At 57.2% G+C, this 26,366-nt stretch carries 25 protein-coding genes and 5 pseudogenes; 14 read left to right on the top strand and 16 right to left on the bottom strand.

All coding sequences use genetic code 11. The annotated features are described in order from the left end of the window. Positions 1 to 6: 6 nt before the first annotated feature. The 5 genes from glgA to AC3I0A_RS15385 form a co-directional block, all read right to left on the bottom strand. The gene (gene glgA / locus AC3I0A_RS15405) at positions 7 to 1,575 is read right to left on the bottom strand and encodes a glycogen synthase GlgA (protein ID WP_489372820.1); all 1,569 of its coding nucleotides are present in this window, start codon (positions 1,573 to 1,575) and stop codon (positions 7 to 9) included. A gap of 653 nt (positions 1,576 to 2,228) precedes the next feature. Further along, positions 2,229 to 2,675, bottom strand: a complete 447-nt coding sequence (locus AC3I0A_RS15400; protein WP_489372819.1) for an RES family NAD+ phosphorylase — start codon at positions 2,673 to 2,675, stop codon at positions 2,229 to 2,231. Further along, the gene (locus AC3I0A_RS15395; RefSeq protein ID WP_489372817.1) at positions 2,672 to 3,121 is read right to left on the bottom strand and encodes an Xre family toxin-antitoxin system antitoxin; all 450 of its coding nucleotides are present in this window, start codon (positions 3,119 to 3,121) and stop codon (positions 2,672 to 2,674) included. Before AC3I0A_RS15395 ends, AC3I0A_RS15400 begins: the two co-directional genes overlap by 4 nt. 98 nt (positions 3,122 to 3,219) lie before the next feature. Next, positions 3,220 to 3,645: a YqaA family protein gene (locus tag AC3I0A_RS15390; protein WP_489372815.1), complete on the bottom strand. Its 426-nt coding sequence runs from the start codon at positions 3,643 to 3,645 to the stop codon at positions 3,220 to 3,222. Beyond that, positions 3,645 to 4,091 (bottom strand): DUF411 domain-containing protein, encoded by a 447-nt coding sequence (locus tag AC3I0A_RS15385; protein ID WP_489372814.1) that lies wholly within the window; start codon positions 4,089 to 4,091, stop codon positions 3,645 to 3,647. The genes AC3I0A_RS15390 and AC3I0A_RS15385 overlap by 1 nt, the downstream gene beginning before the upstream one ends. Positions 4,092 to 4,286: 195 nt before the next feature. On the opposite strand from AC3I0A_RS15385, the gene AC3I0A_RS15380 reads away from it, so the two are divergent. Next, positions 4,287 to 4,481, top strand: a complete 195-nt coding sequence (locus tag AC3I0A_RS15380) for a hypothetical protein (protein ID WP_489372812.1) — start codon at positions 4,287 to 4,289, stop codon at positions 4,479 to 4,481. Between the two features lie 84 nt (positions 4,482 to 4,565). After that, positions 4,566 to 4,754 (top strand): hypothetical protein, encoded by a 189-nt coding sequence (locus tag AC3I0A_RS15375; protein ID WP_489372810.1) that lies wholly within the window; start codon positions 4,566 to 4,568, stop codon positions 4,752 to 4,754. 19 nt (positions 4,755 to 4,773) lie between these two features. Here the strand turns inward: AC3I0A_RS15375 and AC3I0A_RS15370 are convergent, their stop codons facing one another. Both AC3I0A_RS15370 and AC3I0A_RS15365 read right to left on the bottom strand, forming a co-directional pair. Further along, complete coding sequence (locus tag AC3I0A_RS15370; protein WP_489372808.1) at positions 4,774 to 5,154, bottom strand: fe2+ zn2+ uptake regulation protein; 381 nt, start codon at positions 5,152 to 5,154, stop codon at positions 4,774 to 4,776. 55 nt (positions 5,155 to 5,209) lie between these two features. Beyond that, positions 5,210 to 5,548 carry a hypothetical protein gene (locus tag AC3I0A_RS15365; protein WP_489372807.1) on the bottom strand — a complete coding sequence of 113 codons (339 nt, stop codon included), beginning with the start codon at positions 5,546 to 5,548 and terminating at the stop codon, positions 5,210 to 5,212. 105 nt (positions 5,549 to 5,653) lie between these two features. Here AC3I0A_RS15365 and AC3I0A_RS15360 point away from each other — a divergent pair, with 105 nt between their 5' ends. Then, entirely contained in the window at positions 5,654 to 6,691 is a 1,038-nt protein-coding gene (locus tag AC3I0A_RS15360) for an Ldh family oxidoreductase (protein WP_489372805.1), read from the top strand. Positions 6,692 to 6,709: 18 nt separating this feature from the next. Here AC3I0A_RS15360 and AC3I0A_RS15355 read toward each other — a convergent pair whose 3' ends face one another. After that, positions 6,710 to 7,030, bottom strand: coding sequence for an ElaB/YgaM/YqjD family protein (locus AC3I0A_RS15355; protein WP_489372803.1), 321 nt, complete (start codon positions 7,028 to 7,030; stop codon positions 6,710 to 6,712). 165 nt (positions 7,031 to 7,195) lie between these two features. On the opposite strand from AC3I0A_RS15355, the gene AC3I0A_RS15350 reads away from it, so the two are divergent. Then, the gene (locus AC3I0A_RS15350; protein WP_489372801.1) at positions 7,196 to 7,447 is read left to right on the top strand and encodes a hypothetical protein; all 252 of its coding nucleotides are present in this window, start codon (positions 7,196 to 7,198) and stop codon (positions 7,445 to 7,447) included. A gap of 322 nt (positions 7,448 to 7,769) precedes the next feature. Here AC3I0A_RS15350 and AC3I0A_RS15345 read toward each other — a convergent pair. After that, positions 7,770 to 8,950, bottom strand: a protein-coding gene (locus AC3I0A_RS15345; RefSeq protein ID WP_489372800.1) for an IS3 family transposase whose coding sequence is annotated in 2 segments (ribosomal slippage) — positions 7,770 to 8,686 and positions 8,686 to 8,950 — 1,182 coding nt in all. Because the reading frame shifts where the segments join, the coding sequence is not laid out codon by codon here. 637 nt (positions 8,951 to 9,587) lie between these two features. Further along, positions 9,588 to 10,496, bottom strand: a complete 909-nt coding sequence (locus AC3I0A_RS15340) for a LysR family transcriptional regulator (RefSeq protein WP_489372798.1) — start codon at positions 10,494 to 10,496, stop codon at positions 9,588 to 9,590. 85 nt (positions 10,497 to 10,581) lie between these two features. On the opposite strand from AC3I0A_RS15340, the gene AC3I0A_RS15335 reads away from it, so the two are divergent. Then, the gene (locus tag AC3I0A_RS15335) at positions 10,582 to 11,502 is read left to right on the top strand and encodes a carbon-nitrogen hydrolase family protein (RefSeq protein ID WP_489372797.1); all 921 of its coding nucleotides are present in this window, start codon (positions 10,582 to 10,584) and stop codon (positions 11,500 to 11,502) included. Here AC3I0A_RS15335 and AC3I0A_RS15330 read toward each other — a convergent pair. The 3 genes and pseudogenes from AC3I0A_RS15330 to AC3I0A_RS15320 form a co-directional block, all read right to left on the bottom strand. After that, the gene (locus AC3I0A_RS15330; RefSeq protein WP_489372795.1) at positions 11,495 to 12,040 is read right to left on the bottom strand and encodes a GNAT family N-acetyltransferase; all 546 of its coding nucleotides are present in this window, start codon (positions 12,038 to 12,040) and stop codon (positions 11,495 to 11,497) included. The two genes, AC3I0A_RS15335 and AC3I0A_RS15330, sit on opposite strands and share 8 nt — an antisense overlap. A 199-nt stretch (positions 12,041 to 12,239) precedes the next feature. Next, on the bottom strand, positions 12,240 to 12,713 hold the full coding sequence (locus AC3I0A_RS15325; protein WP_489372794.1) for an LEA/WHy family protein: 474 nt from the start codon (positions 12,711 to 12,713) through the stop codon (positions 12,240 to 12,242). A 53-nt stretch (positions 12,714 to 12,766) separates the two neighbouring features. Further along, positions 12,767 to 13,657: pseudogene (locus AC3I0A_RS15320) on the bottom strand (LysR family transcriptional regulator); the annotation flags it as partial. Positions 13,658 to 13,760: 103 nt separating this feature from the next. Here AC3I0A_RS15320 and AC3I0A_RS15315 point away from each other — a divergent pair. The 3 genes and pseudogenes from AC3I0A_RS15315 to AC3I0A_RS15305 all read left to right on the top strand — a co-directional run. Further along, positions 13,761 to 14,852 (top strand): polyamine ABC transporter substrate-binding protein, encoded by a 1,092-nt coding sequence (locus AC3I0A_RS15315; RefSeq protein WP_489372792.1) that lies wholly within the window; start codon positions 13,761 to 13,763, stop codon positions 14,850 to 14,852. Positions 14,853 to 14,865: 13 nt separating this feature from the next. Then, entirely contained in the window at positions 14,866 to 15,825 is a 960-nt protein-coding gene (gene speB, locus AC3I0A_RS15310; RefSeq protein WP_489372790.1) for an agmatinase, read from the top strand. A 143-nt stretch (positions 15,826 to 15,968) separates the two neighbouring features. Further along, positions 15,969 to 16,106, top strand: a pseudogene (locus AC3I0A_RS15305) (transcriptional regulator); the annotation flags it as partial. 304 nt (positions 16,107 to 16,410) lie between these two features. On the opposite strand, the gene AC3I0A_RS15300 reads toward AC3I0A_RS15305, so the two are convergent. Further along, positions 16,411 to 16,632, bottom strand: a complete 222-nt coding sequence (locus AC3I0A_RS15300; RefSeq protein WP_489372789.1) for a DUF2790 domain-containing protein — start codon at positions 16,630 to 16,632, stop codon at positions 16,411 to 16,413. Positions 16,633 to 16,817: 185 nt separating this feature from the next. Between AC3I0A_RS15300 and AC3I0A_RS15295 the strand changes: the two are divergent. From AC3I0A_RS15295 to AC3I0A_RS15275, 5 genes and pseudogenes are all read left to right on the top strand, one after another. Beyond that, positions 16,818 to 16,915 (top strand): annotated as a pseudogene (locus tag AC3I0A_RS15295) (transcriptional regulator); the annotation flags it as partial. A 54-nt stretch (positions 16,916 to 16,969) separates the two neighbouring features. Then, positions 16,970 to 17,050: pseudogene (locus AC3I0A_RS15290) on the top strand (nuclear transport factor 2 family protein); the annotation flags it as partial. A gap of 66 nt (positions 17,051 to 17,116) precedes the next feature. Next, positions 17,117 to 18,238, top strand: a complete 1,122-nt coding sequence (gene zapE, locus AC3I0A_RS15285; RefSeq protein WP_489372788.1) for a cell division protein ZapE — start codon at positions 17,117 to 17,119, stop codon at positions 18,236 to 18,238. Positions 18,239 to 18,258: 20 nt separating this feature from the next. Further along, positions 18,259 to 18,351: pseudogene (locus AC3I0A_RS15280) on the top strand (DinB family protein); the annotation flags it as partial. A gap of 154 nt (positions 18,352 to 18,505) precedes the next feature. Continuing rightward, the gene (locus AC3I0A_RS15275) at positions 18,506 to 18,997 is read left to right on the top strand and encodes a GNAT family N-acetyltransferase (RefSeq protein ID WP_489372786.1); all 492 of its coding nucleotides are present in this window, start codon (positions 18,506 to 18,508) and stop codon (positions 18,995 to 18,997) included. A gap of 42 nt (positions 18,998 to 19,039) precedes the next feature. On the opposite strand, the gene AC3I0A_RS15270 is transcribed toward AC3I0A_RS15275, so the two are convergent. Next, entirely contained in the window at positions 19,040 to 20,785 is a 1,746-nt protein-coding gene (locus AC3I0A_RS15270) for a phosphoethanolamine transferase CptA (RefSeq protein ID WP_489372784.1), read from the bottom strand. Positions 20,786 to 21,038: 253 nt separating this feature from the next. Between AC3I0A_RS15270 and AC3I0A_RS15265 the strand changes: the two genes are divergently transcribed. Next, a complete protein-coding gene (locus AC3I0A_RS15265) occupies positions 21,039 to 25,976 on the top strand; it encodes a dermonecrotic toxin domain-containing protein (RefSeq protein WP_489372782.1) in 4,938 nt (1,645 codons plus the stop codon). Between the two features lie 98 nt (positions 25,977 to 26,074). On the opposite strand, the gene AC3I0A_RS15260 is transcribed toward AC3I0A_RS15265, so the two are convergent. Continuing rightward, entirely contained in the window at positions 26,075 to 26,260 is a 186-nt protein-coding gene (locus AC3I0A_RS15260; protein ID WP_489372781.1) for a DUF6026 family protein, read from the bottom strand. Positions 26,261 to 26,366: the final 106 nt, after the last annotated feature.

Below are 26,366 nucleotides of genomic sequence, written 5' to 3'. Positions count from 1 at the left end.
GACCTCTTACTGTTTGCCCGATTTACCCAGCGCTTTATCCACCAGTTGTTCATAAAGTTCGGCGTAGGGTTCGACCGCCTTGCACCAGTTGAAGGGCGCGGCCATGGCCCGGCAGCGCATGGCGTTGAGCAGGTCGGGGTAGGCGAATACCTTGAACGCCCGCTCCAGCGCTTCTTGATAGCTTGGCACCGTGGATTCATCGAACAGGAAACCGGTCACGCCGTTTTCGATGGTGTCGGCCAGACCGCCGGTATTACGTGCCACCGGTAACGAGCCGAAGCGCTGCGCATACATCTGACTCAAACCGCAGGGCTCGTACCGCGAAGGCATCAGCAAGAAATCGCTGCCGGCGAACATGCGTCGGGCGTCGGTTTCGTTGAAGCCGATACGCACACCGATCTGTCCGGGGAAACGCAGGGCCAGTGCCCGCATGGCGTGTTCTTCTTCCGGTTCGCCACGGCCGATGATCGCAATCTGACCGCCCGAGGCGACGATGAACTCGGCCACGCCTTCGGTCAGGTCCAGGCCTTTTTGATAGACCAGGCGCGAGACCACGGCGAACAACGGCCCTGCGGAATCTTCCAGACCGAACAGCTCGCGGACATGAGCGGCGTTCACCGCTTTGCCCTCCCAGTCACCGATGCTGAACGGGCAGATCAGATGCGGATCGGTGGCCGCTTCCCAGCTTTCATCGATGCCATTGGGAATGCCGCTGAGCAGGCCTTGCTGGGTCTTGCTGGCCAGAAAGCCATCAAGACCGCAGCCGAAGGCCGGCGTGGTGATTTCCTGCGCATAGGTCGCGCTGACGGTGGTGATATGGCTTGAATAGGCCATTCCGGCCTTGAGGAAAGACAGCTTGCCGTAGAACTCCATGCCTTCCTGTTGCAGGGCATGTACCGGAATACCCAGCTCCGGGCAGCAGGCCAGGCTGACCACGCCCTGATAGGCGAGGTTGTGAATGGTGAACAGGGTCGGTGTGCGCTGACCGCGCCAGTGCATATAGGCCGGTGCCAGACCGGCAGGCCAGTCGTGGGCATGCACCAGATCCGGGCACCAATGGATCTGCGCCAGGTTGGCGGCGATATCGGCGGCGGCCAGGCCCAGACGGGCGAAGCGGATATGGTTGTCCGGCCAGTCGCGACCGTTGTTGGCGCCGTAGGGCGTACCCTCGCGCTCGTACAATTCAGGGCAGATCAACACATAAATGACCAGGCCGTCGGTCATGTCCATACGGCCGATCTTGCAGGGCGGCAGTGCAGCATGACCACCCAGCTCACCGATGATATGAATCGGGTTTTCGCTCTCGAGTACTTGCGGATAACCAGGAATCAATACACGTACATCATGCAGTTGGGCCATTGCCCTGGGCAACGCCGCGGAGACGTCGCCCAACCCGCCAGTCTTCACCAGATCGGCAATTTCCGAAGTCACGAACAGGACTTTTTTGCGATTGGGATTCTGCCTGGGCGCTGATAGCGCCGTCTTGCCGCCCGGCATGAGAACCGGCGTGAGCACCGGTTCGCCGGTCTGCTGATGAGAAAGTTTTCCTTGGGTATCTACAGCGGCACTGATCATCTGTCTTTCCCCTTTTATTGATCTGTTCCTGGCGAATCACCAGCGATAGGGTTGGTCAACTTCTGTGACCAAAGCGCACAAGCGCTACGCAAAACGGGTAAATGGCTTCGAGTACGCTGAAGCAATAAAGAGTGGATTTACCGTTGCAAGGAATGCACCAAACAATACGGCCTACCTTTAACCTGACCTTTCGTCCGGGTAGAAAGTTTCGACTTTTTTTAGGCGGCCAGCCGATCGGTTTTCGCCCGGGAAACTGAGTCTAGGCCAGAAGTTAGAGCGGGGAAGGCTTCTTGGCAAAATTGTCCGACAAAGTGCTGAATGAGGCGAATGACTACCATGGATGTGTTACAGACACGTTGACGAAGGGCAGGCTTTTTTGCCCTCGATGCGCGAAGAAGGTGATGGTGGCGCACCACTATGGTGCGAGCACTTGTGGCGAGGGAGCTTGCTCCCGCTGGGTTGCGAAGCGACCCTAAAATCAGGCACCGCAATTATTCAGATACACTGCGCGTGCCGGTTTTACGACTGCTCCGCAGCCGAACGGGAGCAAGCTCCCTCGCCACAGGGATCAGGTCAACAGGCGGATCGGCTGTCCTGTGGACCAAGCCTGAATGTCATCGATCATCTGCGAAAAGAACTGCCGGTAGTTCTGCCTACTGTTTCTTCAGCAGGCGATTATCCAGCTTGAAGATCTCGCCGGACAGAACGGCCCTCGTCGAGTCCATATGCATGGGGTTGAAGAGGTAATTTTGACTGTGCGGCATGATAGCGCTTGGCACAGGCATCAGGAGTTCAGCTGTGGTCTTGAGGAACGCATCGCCCAGCCCCTTCGTGTGACGAAGGTCGTCAGCCCAGTCCGCCTTGAGTTGTGGCGCGGGGGCAATGCGGATGTCATCAGGGATCTCGACCCTAAGCAGTTGCAGTGTTTCAGGAAAGTCTTCCTGATCCACCTCAAGATGGACCAGTATTTCAAGCATGGCACCGGCAGGCGTCCCGGCGAGGTAAACGACAGGCCTTCCAGCTGTGTGCCAGCGCCCACTCGCGAGAACGCCACCGCGCCCCGTCAGGTCTGCAAACGCGCTTATCCGCCAGAAAATCAAAAGGTAAAGCCTTCTGCCAGTTGGATAAGCATCTCCTCAACCTGTCGGGTACCCTGAATGGTCGATAGCATGGCCATTGGACTTTTCCCGGAGAACCGATCTTTGGGCTTCGACAACCAGCGCTTGGCCTTCTCGTCATTCCCAAACAGAGCATCCGCCATGGCGGTGATGTGGGCCGCACGGAATAACCGATCACTCTCATCGACGGTCAGCTTTTGGTCTTTGGCGATACGAGTCTTCAGCGTTTTCAGCGGGATGATTTGATCACGCTCCAAAGGCGTTACATCACCCTGATCGCACAGTTTCATCAGTCGTCCAGCATCGAAACCGAACTGGATGATCTCGTGGATCTCCAACTCGCTCGCGTCGGTCGGAATCTGCAGGAGAGATTCCAGTCGGATTCGGTACGCGCCGTAGGCGGGTTCCCGCATGACTTCGGCGAACATTGAGCACCTCCATTGATTCGGCATTTGCCATGTAGTGTCCGGCAAATGCCGATACATTGGAAGTGTCAGTGATCCGAATGTGTCCGGGGCTCCTCCCTTCAGCCCAGCGTCACCCCAGCCAATACCAGATAGCGTGCGCCCTTGGCCAGGGTCACGATCAGCAAAAAACGCCAGAACGGCTCGCCCAGCACCCCGGCGACCAATGTCAGAGGATCGCCGATGATCGGTACCCAGCTCAGCAGCAATGACCAGTGACCATAGCGCTGATAATGCTTTTGAGCCTTCTCCAATGATTGAGGATTGACCGGAAACCAGCGCTTGTCCCGAAAGCGCTCAACGCCGCGTCCCAGCCACCAGTTCACTAGCGAACCCAGCACATTCCCGGCGATGGCGATACTCAACAGCAACCAGACCAGGTGCTTGTCGTTGAGCAGCAAACCGACCAACACTGCTTCGGATTGCAATGGCAGCAAGGTGGCGGCGCCGAAGGCCGCGAGGAATAGCCCGAGGTAGCCTGCGAGCATTAATGGGCCGGGTAGTCGGCGATCACTTCATCGGTGCCGTTCTTGCTCAAGCCGATGACTTGATAGGCATCGGCCATGCCATCCATTTCCATTCCCGGCGAGCCCATGGGCATCCCCGGAGCGGCCACGCCGAGCAGGTCGGAGCGTTTGCTCAAGGCCAGTACTTGTTCGGCAGGCACATGGCCTTCGACGAATTTGCCGTTGATCACGCCGGTGTGGCACGAAGCCAGGCGCGGCGGCACACCGAGGCGCTGTTTGACTTCGCTCATGTTGGTTTCGACGTGGTCGTTGACCTTGAAGCCATTCGCTTGCAAGTGAGTGATCCACTTTTTACAGCACCCGCAATTGGCATCGCGGTGCACGTCGATCGGAATCAGTTCGGCGGCCTGGGCCAGCGAGGTGATGAACAGGGTAGAAAGGGCTGCCAGACGCAGTATGGTTTTCATCGGTTATCTCTTGCTGATCATTTCACTGTGCGCATTCTGACCATTTTCCCCAATGAAAAAGGTCACTTGTGTTTCAAAGTTTTACATAGACTGTGCTCCCGGGAGCGGAATGATTTCCAGCGCCCGGGAGGATGATCGTGGTGATGCAACGTCGAGAGGTTCACTGAAGGTTTTTCAGCGCCGGTGATGATAGCCATGTCCGCCATCGTGATGGCGGTGTTGGTGATGGTGCCAGCCTCCGTCGGGGAAAATCAGGCAGCTGCTCAGGGTCAAGGTCATCAGCAGGGGAATCAGCACTGTGATTCGGCGGAACATTTCAAAGTCCTCATGGTTGAAGCCGCAATGAAGCGAAAACTCTTCATCGGCTGTAACATGAGACCCCGTTTGTAGCTGCCCATTCCCCTCGAAAATGTAGAGGTTTGGTATGCATCAGGATACAAACCGGATACAAATTTTCAGGCTCAGGAACCCGTAATGACCCAGTCGCAACGTTTGAAATATTCGATTCTGATCTCCCTGGTGGTATTGGGGATCATGTTTGGCCTGTCTTACCTGCAAAACGTCGGGATGATTAGCGAAAAAATGTTCCAGTACATCGCCATTGGCGTGGCGGTGATCGTGGTAGTGGTCAATGGCGTAATGCGCCGCAAGGTCAAGGTCTGAAACCCTGACGCTCAGGGCTTCAGACCTTGCTGTGGAGTAGCGCGACAGCGTCTGGATTCAGGCTGTAGCTTTTGTCCGGGTTCAGCGTGACCACACCTTCGCTGCACAGACGCTTGAGCACTTCGCGCACGCTGAGAAAGGACAAGGGAATGTCCAGTTCCAGCAAATGGCTATGTACGCCACGTACGCCAAGCGCGCGGTCGCTCTCGGCGGCCGTCAACAAGGCGTCGATGACCTTCAGGCGAATCAGGCTGGTGCGCAGGCCGAAGCTTTTGAGCAAAAACCTGATTCGGTCATTGCTGTGGCGCTCGGCGCTTTTACCGAATACACCGTTGCTACCCGCCAGCGATGGGCTGTGCGGGGTAGTGTTGCCATCCATTGGCAGTTGCTGGTTGTACATGCAAAAAAACTCCTTTTTAGAGCCTGATCAGGAAAGTGATGGATGCTCTCTGTTACTAAGACGAACGAGCAAGGCAATCATGAAGATTGAGATGTAGAAAATTTGTCGGTATCAAGTCAGAGACAGGTGAGATATCCAAAAAAGATGGCTCGGTTAAATTTTCTGCGCTTGCTTCGTCTCTATGGTGAATCAGCGCTGCCAGCAAATTCCTGTAAGTCGCCTGTTGGGAATCCGGGAGAAGTCTGAGTACCCAGTTTTGCAGCGCACCTGCTGCGCGCTCGGTCAGTTCGGCTATCAGATTGCCGGCATTTTCGAACTTTTCCAGGCCGCCGTATGGGGGATAGTTAGTGCTTATGCGTGACAGATACAGATTTCGCGACCAGCGCTTGCGCACGAGCCATCGACAAGAGTTGACAGGAAGCTCGCCAAGCGTTGTTTAATCGCGGTGCCGGACCTTCATACGCTGTTGCCCCCTCCAATAATTAAACTGGAGCTTCAGATGTCTGCATCACCTTTGGTTGTCGAAACCCCTTCAGAACATGTCACCTTCGCTCAGCTGGTGGCGCTGTTAGAGCAAATTTTTCTGCATCACGGTACCTCGGTCAAAGTGGCTCGCGTCCTCGCCGAAAACTGTGCCAGTGCCGAACGCGATGGCGCCCACAGTCATGGTGTATTCCGTATTCCCGGTTATGTCTCGACGCTGGCGAGCGGCTGGGTCGATGGTAAAGCGGTACCTGTTGTCGAGGACGTGGCATCAGGCTTTGTAAGGGTCGATGCGGCCAACGGTTTTGCTCAACCGGCACTGGCGGCTGCTCGGGCGCTTCTGGTAGAAAAAGCCCGAAGCGCCGGGATCGCGGTATTGGCGATTCGCAACTCTCACCACTTCGCTGCACTCTGGCCGGATGTCGAGCCCTTCGCCGATGAAGGGCTGGTGGCGTTAAGCGTGGTTAACAGCATGACCTGCGTGGTGCCTCACGGTGCTGATCGTCCACTGTTCGGCACCAACCCGATTGCCTTTGCCGCGCCGCGGGCCGGTGGCAATCCGATTGTCTTCGATCTGGCCACCAGTGCCATCGCCCACGGCGACGTACAGATCGCCGCGCGCAAGGGCGAGCGTCTGCCGGCCGGCATGGGCGTGGACAGCCTGGGCCAGCCGACTCAGGACCCCAAAGCGATCCTCGAAGGCGGTGCGCTGTTGCCGTTTGGCGGCCACAAGGGCTCGGCGTTGTCGATGATGGTTGAGCTGCTGGCGGCGGCCCTGACCGGTGGCAACTTCTCGTTCGAATTCGACTGGTCGAATCACCCGGGGGCCAAAACCCCCTGGACCGGGCAGTTGATTATCGTGATCGACCCCAGCAAAACCGCCGGGCAGAACTTCGCCGAGCGCAGTCAGGAACTGGTGCGACAGATGCATGGGGTAGGGCTCAAGCGAATGCCGGGGGATCGTCGTCATCGTGAGCGAGCCAGGTCTCACGAAAAAGGGATTGCCATTGCGCTGGATGAGCTGGCGCATTTGCGTGTGTTGGCTGGAGATTGAGGCACCAGGCTCAGGTGTTTAGCTGCGACGCCCGAGCAGTAGACCCACCACCAGCCCGAAACCGGCAGAGATCGCCACCGTCTGCCAGGGATGTCCACCGATATAGACTTCGGTGGCATCGACCACCGGCCTGCTGCGTTCGCGCACGACCGACACCGAATCCAGTGCCTGCTTGAGTTTCAGCGAGACTTGTTCGCGCAGACCTTCACCTTCCGGACCCACCAGCGAGGCACTGTTTTTGAGTAATTTTTCCGACTCTTCGATCAGCGCCTGCAGCTCGCTGAAGACTTGATCCTTGATTTGTTCGTCGGCCATTTGCGTGTCGTTTCTTCGGGCCATTGGGGTACTCCTTGCAGGTGAATGGGCAGTGAACAATGGAGTCGGCTGCAAGTGGAAAAGTTGCAGCTGTTTTGTGCCTGGGTCGTAAGCCTACGAAAAATCCAGGCCAGGACATTCCTTCCTACAGTGTAAGATGTCGCCAATTTTACGCAGCAGGTAACTCCCATGAGCTTCAATCTGGCCAACCAGCCCCTTGCCGAGCGCGCTGCGCTCGAAGATGAAAAGTCCCGTCTGTTCGACCTTTGGCAGAGCAATCTGGGCAAGGCCAAAGGCGAGGGCGCACGCTTGCTCGGTGAGCGCGCCAAGCGCAAGGGCAAATGGGCGGAATGGGTGCGCTCGGAGCTCGATACCCTGTCCCCGCCGGAATTCGCGAACATGGTGCGCAGTGAAGTCAACCGGTTGATGGCGGCGAAGTAAGCGGATTTTCCTGTGTCTATCGGCAAGGCCACCCTTGTACCTGTAGGAGCCGAGCTTGCTCGCGATGGCGGCCTGACAGCCGACCGATCACTTAATAGTGTACATATCCATTCCTGCGGTAACGGCCACTAATGGTTCCGCCCTTACGGCGTGTCACTTTTTCAAACGCCAAAAAGTAACCAAAAGGCTTGCCCCAAGCGTTCGGCCCCTCGCCAAGGCTCGGCGTTCCCTCGCTCCGGTGTCCATCAGGGGGCATCGCCCTCCGGTCTGCTGCGCGACGACCTCCATGCAATGTCCTCGGCTTCGCCGAGGGGTGCGGTGGTCAACTAATTCCAGACACCTCGATAGGTGGTTTCGACGCCATTGTCCGTTCGTAAACGGTCGGTGGTAGATATCCCAGTTTCGAGTGCAGCCGTTTGTTGTTGTAAAACCCAACGATGTACTCCGTGATGTCGCGGATCGCTTCGCCATGGTTGGCGTAATCACGTCGCCAGACCCGCTCCATTTTCAAGCTCAGGAAGAAGCGCTCCATCACCGAGTTATCCCAACAGTTACCTTTACGGCTCATGCTTTGCTGCATGTCATTTCGCGCCAGCAGCGCTCTGTAGCTCGCGCTGGCGTATTGGCTGCCACGGTCTGAGTGAGCGATCAGTCCCGGTGGTGGTTGACGCTGAGCAATGGCCAACTGCATCGCGCTACACACCAGCTCCGCCGGCATGTTCGGGGCCATGGACCAGCCGACAATTTTACGGGAGTACAAGTCCAGCACCACCGCCAGGTATAACCAGCCGCTGCGGGTCCGGATGTAGGTAATGTCAGCCACCCAAGCCTTGTTCGGCGCAGCGGGGTCAAACTGACGATTCAACACATTTTCGGCAATGGGCAGGTCATGATTGCTGTCAGTCGTATGGACGAACTTGCGCTTCCAGGCCGAACGCAGACCGTTGGCACTCATCAAACGGCGGATTTTATAAAGGCCGACCACCATGCCCTTGCCACGCAAAGCATCCCGCAACGGGCGGCTGCCGTAGCAACCACCACTTTCGACAAACGAGGCTTTGAGCTGAACCGTGATCGGGCACACAGATGCCGGCTCAGCAGCGCGTTTGTTGGCCTCATAGAAACCGGATCGACTGACGTTGAGTAACCGACAGACATGCGCAACCGAGTAAGCCTTCTGTTGCAACTGCCTGACCAGCCGATAGGTCATTTCAGTTCGCGGGCAAAGAAGGCGGTAGCCTTTTTTAAGATGTCATTGTCCATCTTAAGCTGGCGGTTTTCCTGCTCCAATTGCCGGATACGTTGTTGCTCAGTCGTCAGTGGTTTGCCGATACCGGTCTCTCCCAGTAGCTCAGCATCGTACTGACGCACCCAACGTCGAACAGCCGTCTCACCTAGATTCAAATCCAGGCAGACCTGTGGAACGGTCAGGCCTTGGTCCTTGATCATCCTAACGACTTGTAGCTTGAAGCTCTCGTCAAAAACTCTGCGTTTGTCGGTCATGAAAAACTCCTCGATAGATGTATTTTCCACCTATCGGGGTGTCTGGGGAAATTAGACCACTGCAGGGCGCTGCGCGCCAGTCCCCTGATGAACACCTCCACTCGGCCTGCCGAAGGGGCGGGTAGATCAAAAGCGAAAGCAAAAGCCAAAGCGAGGCGGCCTACCGGCCGGCCTGTTTATGTGGTGACAAGCGAGCCGGATTACAGCAAAACCGTGTTGACGGAGAGGCTCAGGGCGTGATGGCGGCCTGACAGCCGGCCAATCTCTTGCTGGTGTACATATCCATTCCTGCGGTAACGGCTGCTTATGGTTTCGCCCTTACGGCGCCTCCCTTTGGCAAACGCCCCAAAGGAAGCAAAGGTCTTCGCCCCAAGCGTACGGCACCTCGCCAAGGCTCGGCGTTCCCTCGCTCCGGTGTCCATCAGGGGGCATCGCCCTCCGGTCTGCTTCGCGACGACCTCCATGCGATGTCCTCGGCTTCGCCGAGGGGCGCTGCGCGCCAGTCCCCTGATGAACACCTCCACTCGGCCTGCCGAAGGGGCGGGTAGATCAAAAGCCAAAGCAAAGCAAAGCGGGGCGGGGCGAGGCGGCCTACCGGCCGGCCTGGCTCCCACAGGTTCTGCGCTCGGCGCTATTGCTACAGAAAGCATGCCACTATCGCTTCGCGGACTTTCAACACCACCGGATCGAGCTGAGTACTGGTGCGCCAGCCCAGTTCGATCGGATAGCGCGGCAGCGCCAGAGGGCAGGGCAGCAGCGTCAGCCCGGTGAGCGCGGCAATGCTCCGGGCCGCATGGGCCGGGATGGTCGCCACGGCCTGGCTACCCTTGAGCAACCAGGGCAACGCCGCGAAGTGGGTGGTCGAGGCGCAGACCTGTCGGTTCAGTCCCAACCCGGCCAGGCCCTCATCGGTGATCCCGATAAACCCTCCCGACGACACCAGAATATGTTCGCGTCTGACGAACTCGTCGAGGTCGATTTCATGCTGCCCGTCGGCCAGGCTGCCCGGGTCCACCAGGCACAGATAACTCCCTTCGCCGAGCACCTGGCGGCTGAGCATGCGCTCGGCAAAACCACCGGCGGTGATTGCCAGGTCGATACTGCGCTCCATCAATGCATGGGCAACAATCTGACTGTGGGTTTGCCGAAAGATCAGGCGCAGTTTCGGTGCGCGCAACGCGATCTCCTCAATCAACCTGCGGCCGTAGGCAATTTCGAAGTCATCCGATAAACCGACGGTGACCGAGCGGCCTTCGTAGTGGCCGACATTAGGGTCGACCATCGCCAGGCTTTGCCGACACTTGTTCAGTGCTTCACTGACCACCGGTTTCAGTTGGTTGGCCCGCAACGTCGGTGCCAACCCGCGACCCGTGCGCACGAAGAGTTGATCGCCATACAAGTCCCGCAACCGCCGCAATGCCGCACTCATGGCCGACTGCGTCACTCCCAGACGCAACGCCGCGCGGCTGGCACTGGACTCGTCATGCAGCGCCTCGAAGGCCTTGAGCAAGTTGAGGTCGACGTTGGCGATATTCATCTGGCTCATATCATTCAGCAGTGAAGTGGTCTTTGTTCATCATCGGTCGCGGCCGGAGAATGAGCAACACCTCATTGCTTATGGAGTTACCGTGATGCCCAAGTCCATCGTTGCTGCACTGCAAATCGGTTCATTGCCCGGCGGCAAGGACGAGACCCTGGAACAGATTCTCGCTTATGAAGGGGCCATCCTCGAGTCCGGTGCGAGCCTGGTGGTGATGCCGGAAGCCTTGCTTGGGGGATATCCAAAAGGTGAAGGTTTTGGTACGCAACTGGGTTATCGCTTGCCGGAAGGTCGCGAAGCCTTTGCCCGTTATTTCGCCAATGCCATCGATGTCCCCGGCGTTGAAACCGAGGCCTTGGCGCGATTGTCCGCGCGCACTGGCGCCAGTCTGGTGCTGGGGGTGATCGAGCGCTTCGGCAGCACGCTGTATTGCACCGTGCTGTATTTCGAACCGCAAGGCGGTCTGGTGGCCAGGCACCGCAAGCTGATGCCCACCGGTACCGAACGGCTGATCTGGGGTAAAGGCGACGGCTCGACCTTGCCGGTGATTGACTCCAACGTCGGACGAATCGGCGCCGCGGTGTGCTGGGAAAACATGATGCCGTTGCTGCGCACCGCGATGTACGCCAAAGGCGTGGAAGTCTGGTGCGCACCGACGGTGGATGAGCGGGAAATGTGGCAGGTCAGCATGCGGCATATCGCTCACGAAGGACGTTGCTTTGTGGTCAGTGCCTGTCAGGTTCAGGACTCACCGCACGCCTTGGGCCTGGATATCGCCAACTGGCCGGCCGAGCGCCCGCTGATTGCCGGCGGCAGCGTGATTGTCGGCCCCATGGGCGATATTCTCGCCGGACCGCTATTGGGCGGCGCGGGTCTGCTGAGCGCTGAAATCGACACCGATCAATTGGTCGGCGCCCGCTATGATTTCGACGTCACCGGACACTATGCGCGCCCGGACGTATTCGAATTGACCGTGGATGAGCGGGCGAAGCCGGGGGTGCGGTTTATCTGAGACGCCGCCATTCCTCGCGGGTGATTTCCCAGATATCACAGGGGAAGCGCCCGCCAACGAAATCGCGTTCTTCGGTGCCGATCAGACGCATGCCATCACGTTCTGAAATACGCCGTGACGCCAGGTTCGGTGAGGCCTTGGGCACTCGCATCAGCGGGCGATCCAGGGTCTGGAACCAATAGTCGGTCACCGCGGCGCTGGCTTCGCTCATCAACCTCTGGCGCTGCCATTGCGGTGCGAGCCAAAAGCCCCGGTTGTTGTCTTGCTCCGCCATCAGGCTGACGTTACCGATCAGTTGTTCGGGCGCCGACTTCAGGCGGATCGACCAGTGCCATTCTTCGCCCCGGGCTATGGCCGGCAAGGCAATGTCACGCAGATAGGTCAGCGCGCCGTCCGCCGGATAAGGCCAGGGCACCAGGGCATTGAGATAACGCACCACCTCCCAATGGGGGAACTGCTGCTGAATGGCCTCGGCGTCAGACAGATCAAGCGGGCGCAGAATCAGGCGCTCGGTGTACAGGATTGGGGTGGGTTCCATGTGCGATGTTTCCTCCTTGGTGTGTAACAGAAATCTACGTCTGGCGATCAATTGTGGCGAGGGAGCTTGCTCCCGCTGGGGCGCGTAGCGGCCCCAATACCAGCCAGCTCGTTGTGTCAGGTAAAACACGTTTGCAGGCTTTACGACGGCTTCGCCGCCGAGCGGGAGCAAGCTCCCTCGCCACAGGTCTGCGCTCGGCTTATCGGGTCCCGGTGATCGTGCCAGGCAGGCTCAGATTACCGCGCTCAACGAAACGCATCGTGCCAATCACCCCGCCCGCCAGTTTGCCGCGCAGCACATAAGGCAGGTTGTCGAGGCTTTGGGTCTGGCTCAGGCCCAGGGTCTGGCGCAGCACGGAGAAGGCCGAGATGCTCACCGGCACTGTCAGGATCGCTTCGGAGAAACGCGGGATCGAACCCTGTTGATCGCTCACGCCACTGGCCAAGGGGTGTCCGTTGACTTCAAGATTCAGCGCCACACCGTTGTAAGTGATCGGCGTTTCGTTAGGGTTTTGCAGGCGCAGTTTCACCGCGAAACGCACTTCCAGGCCCTGACTGGGCAGGGGGTCGATGCCCACCACATTGATGTTCAGCGGATCACGATCAGGGAACAGGGCGCAGGCGCTCAAGGTGAGCAGGAGCAGGGAGAGGGATAAACCGAGGAATCTGCGCATGAAATACTCTCTGATTGATTCGGTCGACATCCGGGTTCTGCATGCCAGGTCAGGGAAAACGCCGTCAGCAAGTCTTCCTCGAATGCCCGCTGCGCATCCCCGGGAACCTGTGCCCGATGGCGGGCCAGGTGAAAGGCCACCTCAAAGCTCAAGTCTGGCCGAGGCACGGCCCTGAGCAAGCCTTTTTCCTCCCACGAACGGGCGAAGTGGCTGGGCAGATAACCAACGTGCTTGCCGGAAAGGATGAAGGCGAGAGTGCCTTCGACTTGCTCCGAGCGGGCCGAGCAGAGCTTGCCCTGAAAGGGTTCATCACTGCGCAGAAAACGATAAGGGTGGTCGACCCGATCGGTGCTGTGTAGCGCCTCATCGTCAGGTGCGTCGTTGCTGAACAGCGGATGTCCTTTCGCACAATACAGATGCTGGGTTTCAGTGAACAGTTGACGGTAATTGAAAGCGCTTTGCACCTGTGAGAAGTAGCCGATCGCCAGGTCCAGCCGCTGTTGCAGCAACAGCCTTTCCATCTCGCCGGGCATGGCGCTGATCAGTTCGATGCGCACCGATTCATCCCGTTCGCGAAAGCGCCGGATCGCTTCGGCTACCCGTTGCAGTACCGACTGATCGAGAGCTTCGGACAAACCCAGACGCACTTCACCGAGCAATCGACCGGCCACCCCGTTGGATTGATGGCGGAAGGCTTCAATGGATTGGAACAGCTCGCGAGTCGAGCCGAGCAGTTGTTCACCTTTGGGCGTCAGTTTGAAACCGCCTTTGCCGCGACTGCACAGCCGGTAGCCGAGACGGGTTTCGAGCTTGGCCATCTGCTGGCTGATGCTCGACTGGCTGAGCCCGAGTTCACCTTGGGCGGCGCTGAAACCGCCGCATTCCACGACGCTGACAAACAGGCGCAGCAGGTGCAGGTCCAGATCGTGAATTTGACCGAGCATCAAACATTACTCCTGGATAAAGTCAGGATAATAAACTTAATATTTTTACAATGTATCCTAAGGCAGCATGCTGCAGGCACTCAATCCCGGCAGGTATTTCGTCATGGGTAAGTTTCTCGGATTCTGTTGTCCAGCTCTGGCTTTCGCCATTGCGCTGTCGGCTCATGCCGAAGACAAAGTGCTTAATCTCTACAGTTGGGCCGATTACGTGGCGCCCGAGGCGTTGCAGCGTTTCGAACAGGAAACCGGCATTCGTGTGCGCTATGACACCTTCGATACCCCGGAAGTCCTGGAAACCAAACTGCTCACCGGCGGCAGCGGCTATGACGTGGTGGTGCCGTCGTCCAGTGTGCTGGCCCGTGGTATGGCCGCCGGTGCGCTGAAGGAAATTCCCCATGACAGCCTTAAAGGCTACGCCAACCTCGACCCGGACTTGCTGGAAAAGCTCGCCGCTGTCGACCCCGGCAACCGCTATGGCGTGCCTTACACCTGGGGTACCTTGGGTCTGGGCATCAATGTCGAGGCGGTGCAGAAGCGACTGCCGGGCGTAGCCCTGAATAGCCTGGACCTGCTGTTCAAACCCGAATATGCCAGCAAACTGAAAGACTGCGGTGTGGCCATTCTTGATTCGCCGCAGGAAGTGATCGGTCTGGCACTGCATTATCTGGGTAAAGATCCCTACAGCACCGATAAGAACGATCTGGCCGCCGCCGAAGCCTTGCTGCATCGGTTGCAGCCCTCGGTGCTGTACGTAGCCACCGGGCGCCAGATCAGTGATCTGGCCAACGGCAGCGTATGCCTGGCGTTGACCTACAACGGTGACGCGAGCATGGCCGCCGACCAGGCACACAAGGCCAACAAGCCGTTCGAAGTGGCCTACCGGATTCCCAGGGAAGGCACGCTGGTGTGGCAGGACAATCTGGCGATCCCCAAGGATGCCCCGCACCCGGAAGCCGCGCGGGCCTTTATCGAATTCATGCTGCGCCCGGAATCGGTGGCAGGGCTGACCAACAGGTTGTTTTTCGCCACCGCCAACCGGGCCGCGACACCCTTGGTGGATGCCGCGGTGCGTGATGACTCCGACATTTTTCCGCCCGCCGATGTGCGTGGCCGTCTATACGCCGACCGCAGCATGAGCCTCAAGGACATGCGTCAGCGCACCCGCGTGTGGACCACTTTCCGTAGCCGCCAATAATAAGGATCTCTCCATGGAAATCGCTGACCTGAACGATCAGGCCATGACCCGCGACAGCCTCTACGGGACTGCCGCTGAAAGCACCTACGCCGGCATCACCAGTTTCATGCGCCGGCGTTACAGCCGCGACTTGCGCGGTGTCGATGTGGTGGTCAGCGGCGTGCCGTTCGACACCGCCACCAGTAACCGCCCGGGCGCACGTTTCGGCCCGCGGGGGATCCGCAGTGCCTCGACCGGAATTGCCTGGGAGCGGCATTGGCCGTGGGCCTTCGATCCATTCGATCATCTGGCGGTGATCGATTACGGAGATTGCAGTTTCGATTCCGGTACGCCGCAGTCGGTGCCGGACAGCATCGAAGCCCATGCCGAAAAAATTCTCGCGGCCGGCTGCGCGATGCTGACGTTTGGTGGAGACCACTTCATCAGCTATCCGCTGCTCAAGGCCCATGCCCGACAACACGGTCCGTTATCGCTGATCCATTTCGACGCCCATAGCGACACCTGGCCCGATGAGGATGGCAAGCGCATCGACCACGGCACCATGTTCTGGCATGCGGCGAAGGAGGGACTGGTGGATCCGTCCCGCTCGGTGCAGATCGGTTTGCGCACCACCAATAATGATCATCAGGGATTTCAGGTGCTGGATGCGCGGCAGGTGCATCGGCGTGGCTGCGACGCGATCATCGAGTCGATCCGCGAGCGGGTCGGCGATAACCCGGTGTACCTGACGTTCGACATCGACTGCCTCGACCCGGCATTCGCTCCCGGTACCGGCACACCGGTGTGTGGCGGTTTGAGCACGGTGCAGGCGCTGGAGATTATCGGCGGCTTGCGCGGGATCAACCTGGTGGGCATGGATGTGGTGGAAGTCGCGCCAGCCTATGACAGCGCAGACATCACCTCATTGGCGGCAGCGACCCTGGCGATGGAGATGCTGTGTGTGTATGCCGCGCGGCATAAGGTGGATCGGTAGATTGGAGTTTCCTGCACTTCTTCGGTGACTGTCAGACCACCTTCGCGGGCAAGCCCGCTCCCACATGGATTGAGTACAGTCACAATTTTGTGCTCACCCATGATTTGTGGGAGCGGGCTTGCCCGCGAAGCTTTTAAACCACCTTGCGCAACCCGACGGTGCTTGCCGGACCGGCGGGTTACGGCTATCCGCAAAATGCCGTGGAGTTGAATGTCTTTCGCCAGGCCATTCGCAGCCAGGTAAAGCTGCACATCGATTATGCAGACGTGAATAAAGTCCCCCGGCTGATTTAGCATGACTCCAGAATCAATAGACAAGGCGCTGTATCAACATGTCGAATCCAGTAACTTCCACACGTATTGTTTCGGCGTGTGTTGAAAACACGGTTAATGTGTGTCGGATACTAATACGCTGAAAAGATCAATGCTGTGCAATAACGTATTTGTAGTTTTTCGGACGCTTTACCGATTGGCAAGGCGGGAATTGCGAAAGTGTCATATATAAAAAAGGCACCCAAAAGGACGCCAAAGCTAATCTCTGCCAAAGGAGCGGTATTGCCAGAACTTAGTAGATTGCTGCGTGGGGTCAGGTGTTGGGCTGTTGTTCTTTTTCTATCTGATAGTCATTAGCGGGTGCGGTTTTAACCGTGTCGACGGACGCCGTGCTATCGGATTTACCGTGGAGTTGTTGCTGACTCAACTTGAAATTGTCCCAATGTTGCCTGATTCGTTCAGCCCCCCCTTCGGCGAAGACTGCGGCAGAACTAACGGTCATCAAGCCAGCGAGGATCAGAGTTGAAAGTTTCATACTGTGTTTAGCCTCAAGAGTGTGTGGTGTCCGCTTCGGACGTGATATGAAGTCACGGGTGCAGTGTGTGGCCATTCTATTAAGTGGAAGTTAACGCCCGCGTGGGGCGAAGATTACATTTTTGACAGGTAATCGCAGGGCGGATGAAGTAATACGACAACCCGAGAGTTTCAGGCTCGCCGCCACAGCAGGGCGAGCGCTATCCGGGACGTCGCAGCGACCTGCTGCGGGCCTGGCGCAAAAACTGGATGAAGCGGGGCGTTTCACTCCTGACAAGAACTGACACAGGGCTGTTTTAGCATGCTTCCAGAATCAACCAACAAGGAGCCATACCCACATGTCGAATCCAGCCTCTTCACTTGCGCCCGCCATCGCCGCTTACATTGCCGCCGCCAATGCCCGCGACAGCTCGACGGTCGTGTAGCAGCTGGCGAAGCCTGCTGCTACATTGCCCAGCTTCAACCTCCCGGACTCTTTTGCCTGTATGACCTTCGATTCTCCCCTCAGCGCCTATCGACATGCTATCGAGCAACAAGGCTTCGTCCAGGATGACGCGCAATGGCAAGCGGTGCAGGCGCTTGAGCAGTGTCACGAAGCTCTGCATCAGGGCCACACGCACGTCACCGGCGTCTACCTCTGGGGGCCGGTGGGCCGAGGCAAGACCTGGTTGATGGATCAGTTCTACCAAAGCTTGCGCATCCCGGCCCGGCGTCAGCACTTTCACCATTTCATGGGATGGGTGCATCAGCGCTCGTTCCAGCTGACCGGCACCGCCGATCCGCTAAAAGCCCTGGCCCGCGAGCTGAGTGCCCAGGTGCGGGTGTTGTGTTTCGACGAGCTGTTCGTCAACGACATTGGCGACGCGATCATTCTCGGCCGGCTGTTTCAGGTGATGTTCGAGGAAGGCGTGGTCATCGTCTCCACCTCCAATCAGCCACCGGAGCAGCTCTACGTCGATGGTTTCAATCGTGACCGGTTTCTACCGGCGATTACCGCGATCAAAAGCCGTATGCAGGTGGTGGCGGTGGAGGGGAGTGAAGACCATCGATTGCATCCGGGCCTCGGAGTTCAGCGTTATTGGGTCAGCGCACCCGACCAGGCAAGCGCCATGAGCGAAGTGTTCAAGGGATTGACTGTCGGGCAAGCGGTTTTCAGCGAGCCGGTCAGCGTCGGTTACCGCTGCGTCACGGCCGTGCAGTCCAGCATTAGCGTGCTCTGGTGCCATTACGCGGACCTGTGCGCGCAACCCTTTGCGGCGATGGACTTCATGGCGCTGTGCGACAGCTTCAGCGCTATTCTATTGAGCGAAGTCCCGAATCTCAGTGCACACCAGCGCCCCGGCCGAATTGCCCGCGGCACGGAAGACGGGGTCGAACGGGTCGACGCCGGAGACCGCGAGCTGCCGCAGTTGTCGGTGTATGACGACAGCGTGCGGCGCTTTATCGCCTTGGTCGATGAGTGTTACGACCGCAAGGTCCCACTGTACATCGAAGCCCGGGTGCCAATGGAGTCGTTGTACACCGAGGGTTATCTTGCATTTGCGTTTCGCCGCACCCTCAGTCGCTTGCGGGAAATGCAATTGCAGCGGTTTTGCCAGGCGCTTTGAACATCATGGGAGGTACCGCTGTGAGCCAGCCTCTGTCCCACCATTTACTGACCATGGCTTACCAGAACGCCTGGGCCAATCACCGCTTGGCCAAGGCTTGCGGGCAGTTGAGCAGGTGTGGGGGACGTAAGATATAGACTCTAATGCTGAAGGAAAAATGCAAAGGTATTGTAGGAATGGGTCTGGCCGCGATAATGTCCGTTGACCTTTTCAGCCGTCTGGAGACGTACTGGGGAAGGGAAAACCACTAGGTGATCGAGGATGGAAATGGAAGCCGCAGAAATTCTGGTACTACAAGCCAGCTATACCAATCCGGTGCATGCCGAGGCCATCGGTTTTGTCTTGAACCACTACGCCGAAGATCCCATGGGCGGTGGCGCGCCGTTGTCGGCCGATGTATTGCAGAATTTGCCCGGTGAACTGGCCAAGCGTCCTCACGCATTCAGTGTTCTGGCGTTCGTCGGTGGCGAGCCTGCCGGGTTGGTGAACTGTTTCGAAGGGTTTTCAACCTTCGCCTGTCGCCCGTTGGTCAATGTGCATGACGTGTCGGTGGTGAAGAAATACCGTGGGCTTGGCCTGAGCCAGAAAATGCTGCAAAAGGTCGAGGATATCGCCCGCCAGCGTGGTTGCTGCAAAATTACCCTGGAAGTCCTTGAAGGCAATGACGCGGCTCAGGCGTCCTACGGCAAATTCGGTTTCGCCGCCGGGATGCTCGACCCGGCCCATGGCCGCATGCTGTTCTGGACCAAAGCCTTGTAGGAGCACGGATTGCCGGCAAGCCGTGCTCCTGCAAAAGCCATCTTACTTCTGAACGACTGCCGGAGCTTGCGGTGCGATCTTCGGCTTCATCAGACTGAAATCGATCAGCGGTTTTGTTTTGCGTTCATACGGATTGCCGATCAACAGCGGACGCACCTTGAAGCTGTCACTGACCAGGCTTTTACTGCGGTCCAGTTCGTCAAAGCTCAAACCGGCCAGATCAGCCCAGGTGTGGATCAAGTGCGAACTGCTGTAGGGGCGGTCCACATCACCGGCAAAATCCCAAGTGTGGGTTTCACGCCATTTCGGTGAGGCCCAGGCCATGAACGGAACGGTGTACATCGGAGCGGTCGGCTTGCCTTCGTTGCGTCCCAAGGTGTTGTGGCCAGGGGAGTCGAAGACATCTTCGCCATGGTCGGAGAGGTACATCAAGAAACCGTTCGGGTCAGTCTTGGCATAGTCCTTGATCAGGCTCGAGACCACGAAGTCGTTGTACAGAACCGCGTTGTCATAACTGTTGTAGGTCGGCAGCTGATCGTCCCGCACGCCATCAGGTACACCTTTGCGGTCGGTGAACTTGTCGAAGGTCGGCGGGTAGCGGTACTGGTAGCTCATGTGCGTGCCGAGCAGGTGCACGATGATCAGCTTGCGCGGTGCGCTGTCGGCCAGTGCCTTGGAGAAGGGCTGCAGCACATCGCCGTCGTACTGACGGGCATTCTGATTGCGGTTGTTGTTCAGGTAGACCTGCTCGTCGGCCTGCTCGGAGAAAGTCGTGAGCATGGTGTTGCGTTTGGTCATGGTCTGCTGGTTGGTGATCCACCAGGTCTTGTAACCGGCCTGTTTCATCATGCTGACCAGCGACGGAGTCTTGAGGTACAGGTCCGGGTTTTCTTCGTCGGCGAAGGTCAACACCTGTTGCAGCGCCTCGATGGTGTAAGGGCGCGGCGTGATGACGTTATTGAAAACCGCCATCTGGTCTTTGAGTTTGTCCAGTTCCGGCGTGGTATCCCGAGGGTAGCCATACAGGCTCATGCGCTGGCGGTTGGTCGACTCGCCAATCACCAGCACCAGGGTCGCCGGCTGGTCGGCCATCGCATCCTTGAGGTTATGCAGAGGCGCGATCTTGCTGACGTTGTCGAGCATGCCTTGCATGTTTTCCAGTTGCTGGGTGTAGCGACGCCAGGCGACGACCATTTGCCATGGCACGGCCGGTTCGACCCTGGTTTCGAATTTTTCGATGGCGGCGGTCAACGTGTCGTTCTTGATGATCTGTCTGATCAGCGGGTAACCGACGACGGCGATCACGATCGCCATGGCGGCAATCCAGGCCTGAGCGCGGGGCAAATGCACCGCACGCAATCGGGTCCAGAGAAATATGGAGAACGCAGTGTGGGCGATGAACGCCAGCACGATCCACCAGGCAAAGTATTGGGTCATGTACTCGCCGGCTTCAGAGATGTTCGACTCGAACATGATGAAGATCACGCTTTGCGAGAATTCTTGCTGGTAGATGAAGAAGTAGCCCAGGCTCGCCATCGAACAGGCCCACAACACCACACCGATCAATGCCGCCAGCAACCGGGTGCGCGCTGGGAACAGCAGCATCGGTGCCAGCCACACGGCACTCATCACAAAGGCCTGACGGAAGCCGGAGAAACCGGATGTGCCGGTCAAAAGGATCAGCAGTTGGGTGATGCCGGAAAAATACCAGAAGAACAGAAACAGCCAACCGAATCCTGCCCAGTCAAAACCTTTCGCAGACGTATTGCTGCGTTTAAACAATGCCATTCAGGGCTCCAGCCGATTAATGACTTCAACCGCTGGAGATTTCTACGCGCCAGCGACAACAAACCGCTCAAAAATCGAGCAGCCATAATGTTCAGGAGTATCACTATCTGAGTGTGAAAAAAACGTGAGTAGCATGGTCGAGGCGCACGGAGGGATATTTAGTTACCGCACATCGACCGGTGAAATCGCATTACATCCCGTTGAAGCAGGCCAGAGGGGCCTGCTGCCCAATGCATAACAACAGGATGTTGAAATGACAGACGTTCCAGCAACACCGGAAAAGGCCTCTGACACATTGGCCCAGGCGGTCTATCAAGAGTTCAAGGACCGACCGATAGTGATCACGGCTGCTTTGAGACAGTTCAGTGCGGCGCTGAACAACAAATACCCCGAACTGAAAATTAACGTGCTCACGGTGACCCTCAATACGCCCAATTGGGTCAGCGGAAAACGGACTGTTCTTGAGGGCTACGGTGAACACAGTCGCTTTGTTGAACGCCAGGACACCTGGATCAATGGCTATACCAGAACACCGCTGTTCGAGGTGATGATCCATAGCATTACCGCAAAAGCCCGGTTGCATTTCACCCGCGAGCACTTTCTGAGCGATGAACGAAACCGGCGCATAGCGGTAGAGATGCGCGAAGTCGAAGATCTTTTACGAAGGTTGCCCAAGGTCATGATTGCCGCATTGCAGCAATCCTTGACGGATTACTGGAATGAGCCGGCGGTTGAAGGCACCAGCCGCTGGCAATGGCTCAGCGATGTGCTCAGAAGCGCATTGCTGGTCAGCATGGGGCCTTCGGGCAGTGGCTCCTTTCTGGATGCAGAGCAGGCCGGCACCCTCTTGCAAGTCATCAACTGCCCCATCAAAGAGGATCGTTTGATTCAATACGGACCGGACTGCGCGCAGGCTTTCCTCATTGACTATCGTGCCCGGACTGGAGGCACCTACAGGGCTCACCTGAGTTATGACATATTGGTGATGCGTTACGTCAGCTGTCGCCAGGTTGTAGTGTGGTTTGAACCCAGTGGCTTTATCAAAACCTACGACTCGCTGCAGGCTTTCGCTGACGCAGAGGGGAGCAAATGGGGGCGCCGGGCGGAAATCAGCACGCTTGAGCTGCAACCCTATGAGTCGTTCGGTGATGTCTTTGTTACTCAGGCCCAGGCGTTGCTCAATAATCAGCTTGAGGTCTTGAACTTCTTCGGGGCATTCGAGGGGCAGGATCTAAAAGCGTTGGAGGATCGATATGCGCGTCTGACAGATCTGGCTCCCTATCTGCTCAAACAGAACCCCGGTGTTTACGAGCAAACGCTTTATAACGAAGTCAGCATTCAGTTGCCCGACTGGATAGAGCTGGCCAGCCCTGTCGAGACTCAGGAATACAGTCGTTACATGTTTCGGCTGGCGGCCCTTCAGCAAGCGACAAAAGGACAGGCCTACAATCACGGGATTCGTACTGCCGAGCAGTTCGCCAGGAAGGCCCTGGAGGACGGGATGTCTGCCTATGGCGAAGCGGTGGACCCGGACCAGATCGACGTCACCCAATACCGTAATGAAGATGGCGTGCTGGTAATCCTTGGGCCTGGGACCGGACGGCTTACCAGCGAAACCCAAAGCCTGACTCACAGGGCGTTGAATAACCTCGCCGGATTACCCTTCCTGGCCACTGAGTTCAAGCGTAAAGACGGTTCGCCTGCGCCGGCCTGGATGACCCTCGACAGGCTGAGAGATCTGATCAGCGCCGCGGACATCGGCAAAAACTACCCGGCCGAAATCAAAAGATTGCTGCTCGGTGATCAGCTACAGAGAGCCGAGCGCGAAAAACTCTTCGCCAATCAGTTGCGTATTCAACTGCCGATGCTGGCACTCGAGAACAAGATCAGGAAGCGCTCGGGCTTTACCGACGCAGGATATCGTTGCGTGGCGGCAATCATGGAAGCAAAGCCTGAAGCCAGGCGCGTTTGCGGGCAAGTGATCGTGGCCAGGTCCCTGGCCTTCAATACCGATGTGTCGAATCAGACGCATGTGGTTCCCGATATGTTTGTGTTCGGGCCAACAGACGTGACGGTCGGCCCGCATATCCTGTACCGGCCTCTTTACCCGGAACGACTGATTGAGTTTGCTTCGCTCGATGCCTTGATGGATGAGGTCGTCAGTAACGACCCTCGGCCAACGTTAGAACTACCCCGGGGCAGCCGGCCCAATCCGTCGCTGCAAAAAAGCATCCTGGACTGGTTGGCGCCTGATGTGCGGAGAATCTATGACAACGGAGGATTTCGCGAACCCCATCCGGCAGGTGTCATATTCGATGCGGACTTGCTCCGCCCGGCACCCGCTGAGCTCGACAAGCAAGTGCTGAACGGCGATGTGCTGGCTCATTTGTACGAAGCAAACGCCAACGTCCTGGCTCTCCAGGCCGACGAGCAAACGCTGTCCAATGCCGAGTACCGTTGGAACACGCTGAAAGAAATGGGCTTGATCACCTTCAACAGCGTACTTAACGTGGTGTTGCCATTTGTGAGTGGGCCCGCAGCAGCCGTTGGCTGGTTGTTTGTTATGGAGACCGCTGTTTTACAGGCCTTGGAGTCACTCGCGGAGGACGACAGCGAACCTCTGAAAGACTTGACGTTCAACCTGTTGATCAATCTGGCGCTGGCCTTGTTGATTCGTTTTTCACCCGCTTCCACTACGCCGGTCAAACCCTTCGAACCCCACCGGATTGTGTCCAGACCGGGTGCTGTCGAGGTCAAGGCGCAGCTGAAACCTCCCATCGGGTCGGGTGCGGCCAGCGCCCTTACCGACAGTGTGCTGGATTTCTCCTCGCCGATTTCCGGCAATTCCCGGCAATTGCTCGAGCGTTTTCTGCGGGTCAATCAGGACGGACGCGGGCCGGTCATTACCGCACCGGCGCCGAAAGGGATCGAGGTGGTCGATGGACGCTGGTATGCAAAAGTGCCCGGTCGTCTCCGTGGGCAGGGTTGGGCGAATGTCGCGCCGACCGAGGGCGAGAACGTCGTGGTCCTCGATAATCTTGGGGCGCCGATAAAATGGCTGGAGTTGAAAAACAACGGCCAGGACCTTTGGGATATCGCACCGGAGTTTCGTGTGCGTGGCGGCGGACCAGGAATGAGCCGCTATCTGTCTGACGTGTTCGCTGATCCGCAGCTACGAGCGCGACGTGTGGATTATGCGCTCAAGGTCAAGAGACTGAATGATCGCATAGCTGAATTGCACTCAGGCATACAGCAAGCATTGAACGAAGCAAAGGGTGCCTTCGGTAAAGCGCGCCATATAGCGGAGGATATAATACGCGACGCTGCAACACGTGAGACGCTTGTCGGTGACGAGCGTAGTCGGCTTGAGACGAAACTCGAAACGCTGAAAAAGAGTCTGCGCAATGCGGATATAGATTACAGGAAGAAAGCCAGGCGATTCATTGATGGTCATTTGAATCTAATCAGTCTACGTGAGGAAGTTGCGAGGCTTCTTGAAAAAGATAAAGACTATCAACGTGATGCCATTCTTGAAAATCTGCAGGGGATCGTGATCGGTTATGGTGTTGTCGATGAGGAGCTGATCAGGCTGTCGGCGATATGGTTGGAGCTGGGGCTTTCTCAGAAAAACGTATTTCCACTGGCCTTTAATCTCAAGACCGTTACGACTGATGTGCCTTACAGCGCGTTGCTGGAAATCAGGAAGCGAGTACTTAACGGGTTTCCCGAACGGATCAGAGTCAGTACCAGACTTGAGCAGACAATGGCAGAGCTTGAGGCCCTGGATAGAAGTACAAGAAAGGGTTATTTACAAAGAACCGGCTATTTGTCCGCAGAGACTCAATTGCTTAAAGACGCGCTGGAGAAGCGCGCGGAGACCACCGAGTGGTTAATCGTTCGTGAATTGGCGTGCTTGCGAGGTGTGCTGGCCGGGGATCCCGCACTTGAGCCCAGCCTCGCTGAAGTGGCGGGCCTGGAAGGGGTGGGCAAGGCGAGATTGGGAGCAGTGACGGTTAACGTATTGAAGCTGGAATCGACGCAGGGGTTTGAGCCGCGGCAACGTATCGACCTGCTCCAGGAGGCGGTCAATGTTTACAATGACGCGGAACTGATGGCGGGCAACCTGCGCAAAGTTGGAAATCAACGTACTTATGTCCCTCAGGACTTTCTCGAGAGGTTTCTTGATGCCTTGAAGCGTGTGCGGGCTATCGCTGAAAAAGAGTTGTCCGAGTCGATCAATGAGGAGGTGCTGGGTGAAGAACCTTCCCCGGTAGAGACTGAACAACCCGTCGGGGAGGCCCCGAAAAAAACCAGAAAGAGGGTCAAGCGTCCCAATGAGCGTCTGATTAAAACATCGGAAGGCTACCGCTTGGGAGACGCTCAAGAGAAAACAGCGAGCGAACCTGACGAAACGGTGGCGGTAAAGGATGTCGAAACCGGAGAAGACATTATTTACTACAAGCATGAGGGTGAAGACATTTACCGGCAGAGAATTGTCGAGCAACCGCAAGAACCCCAATCACCCACGCCTGCTCCAGCGCTCCTTACGTTAATCGACAAGGGCAGAAAGTTTGTCGATGGCGTCATTAAACTTATTGCTGATTACAAGAAAGACGCTCATCGGTACCGTGAGCCAGCCAGTCTCGAAGACAGGTTTCTGGCTCAGGCAAAAAAACTGAATGAAATGGCTGCGGATATCCAGCAAAAAATGCAAGGCGTTACAGGCCCTGATTGGGGCGCGGCTGTCAAAGTGTTCCAGGATCTGAAGAGCGCAGGTGAGCGGCTGACCGTTGAAGGGAAAAAGCTGCGAATTGATGTAACCAAGACCTTGCCGCCGAATGCCGGGAGCTTCGAATATCTACTGGGAGAGCGTGAAGTTCATGTCGAAAACCCGTCCTGGACGGATAAGTCTACGCCGAACGAAAAAAGTTTTTTACTTGAGTACGAAATAGTCGACAGCAAAAGTCGAAGCGCTAGAAAAGTAGTGTGGTATGCACACTTTCATTGCTCTGCCAAATCAGTCGTTTCCATGACGCAAGGGCATCTGAAACTGGCGCGTTTAAGGTTCATGACTGTTAAAGATCAGTTGAGCAACCCCGGGGGCGGGGCGGGAAGCGTTATCTATCCCGGCACTATGAAAACCGATTTCGCCAGGAAATACTTCTTCGATCCCCTCCCACCAAGGGCGTAACGCGGAGCAAGCAGAAGTCATGCACTAATCAAAAGACTGGATCGTATCGATGGCTATCATAGCGTCAAAACCGCCGATTAGCCGTGTACATCTGCCAATCAATCCAGGGAGCGGATCAGCGAACGAGGCGACAGATCTTCGAAGCCCAGCGCCTGCAATTGCAGGCGCAGTTGTGCAACCTGGTTGAGCAACTGCTCGCGCTCGTCTTTGAGCTGGCGCAGTTCATCGCGACGAATGGTGACGTAAAGAGTTTGTGCAGGACGTGCTGTCAGTAATGTGCCCACTGCTCACCTCGCAAATGGCGTGTCTCAACTGTGGTCCGGCCGCTCAAGTCTGAGGGTCGGATCACCATCGGCGTCGATTCTGATTTCTTTTTCCGGCAAATGGAAC

This window comes from Pseudomonas sp. KH_024_B2, assembly GCF_057839965.1.
This window is presented reverse-complemented; position numbering and strand designations above follow the sequence as displayed.

Coding starts and splice junctions, on each gene's coding strand:
- glgA (WP_489372820.1), bottom strand. CDS start 1,575: ATGATCAGTGCCGCTGTAGATACCCAAGGAAAACTTTCTCATCAGCAG.
- AC3I0A_RS15315 (WP_489372792.1), top strand. CDS start 13,761: ATGGGTAAGTTTCTCGGATTCTGTTGTCCAGCTCTGGCTTTCGCCATT.
- AC3I0A_RS15390 (WP_489372815.1), bottom strand. CDS start 3,645: ATGCTCGCAGGCTACCTCGGGCTATTCCTCGCGGCCTTCGGCGCCGCC.
- AC3I0A_RS15330 (WP_489372795.1), bottom strand. CDS start 12,040: ATGGAACCCACCCCAATCCTGTACACCGAGCGCCTGATTCTGCGCCCG.
- AC3I0A_RS15370 (WP_489372808.1), bottom strand. CDS start 5,154: ATGTACAACCAGCAACTGCCAATGGATGGCAACACTACCCCGCACAGC.
- AC3I0A_RS15375 (WP_489372810.1), top strand. CDS start 4,566: ATGACCCAGTCGCAACGTTTGAAATATTCGATTCTGATCTCCCTGGTG.
- AC3I0A_RS15380 (WP_489372812.1), top strand. CDS start 4,287: ATGTCCGCCATCGTGATGGCGGTGTTGGTGATGGTGCCAGCCTCCGTC.
- AC3I0A_RS15350 (WP_489372801.1), top strand. CDS start 7,196: ATGAGCTTCAATCTGGCCAACCAGCCCCTTGCCGAGCGCGCTGCGCTC.
- AC3I0A_RS15325 (WP_489372794.1), bottom strand. CDS start 12,713: ATGCGCAGATTCCTCGGTTTATCCCTCTCCCTGCTCCTGCTCACCTTG.
- zapE (WP_489372788.1), top strand. CDS start 17,117: ATGACCTTCGATTCTCCCCTCAGCGCCTATCGACATGCTATCGAGCAA.
- AC3I0A_RS15335 (WP_489372797.1), top strand. CDS start 10,582: ATGCCCAAGTCCATCGTTGCTGCACTGCAAATCGGTTCATTGCCCGGC.
- AC3I0A_RS15340 (WP_489372798.1), bottom strand. CDS start 10,496: ATGAGCCAGATGAATATCGCCAACGTCGACCTCAACTTGCTCAAGGCC.
- AC3I0A_RS15360 (WP_489372805.1), top strand. CDS start 5,654: ATGTCTGCATCACCTTTGGTTGTCGAAACCCCTTCAGAACATGTCACC.
- AC3I0A_RS15300 (WP_489372789.1), bottom strand. CDS start 16,632: ATGAAACTTTCAACTCTGATCCTCGCTGGCTTGATGACCGTTAGTTCT.
- AC3I0A_RS15385 (WP_489372814.1), bottom strand. CDS start 4,091: ATGAAAACCATACTGCGTCTGGCAGCCCTTTCTACCCTGTTCATCACC.
- AC3I0A_RS15270 (WP_489372784.1), bottom strand. CDS start 20,785: ATGGCATTGTTTAAACGCAGCAATACGTCTGCGAAAGGTTTTGACTGG.
- speB (WP_489372790.1), top strand. CDS start 14,866: ATGGAAATCGCTGACCTGAACGATCAGGCCATGACCCGCGACAGCCTC.
- AC3I0A_RS15395 (WP_489372817.1), bottom strand. CDS start 3,121: ATGTTCGCCGAAGTCATGCGGGAACCCGCCTACGGCGCGTACCGAATC.
- AC3I0A_RS15355 (WP_489372803.1), bottom strand. CDS start 7,030: ATGGCCCGAAGAAACGACACGCAAATGGCCGACGAACAAATCAAGGAT.
- AC3I0A_RS15265 (WP_489372782.1), top strand. CDS start 21,039: ATGACAGACGTTCCAGCAACACCGGAAAAGGCCTCTGACACATTGGCC.
- AC3I0A_RS15275 (WP_489372786.1), top strand. CDS start 18,506: ATGGAAGCCGCAGAAATTCTGGTACTACAAGCCAGCTATACCAATCCG.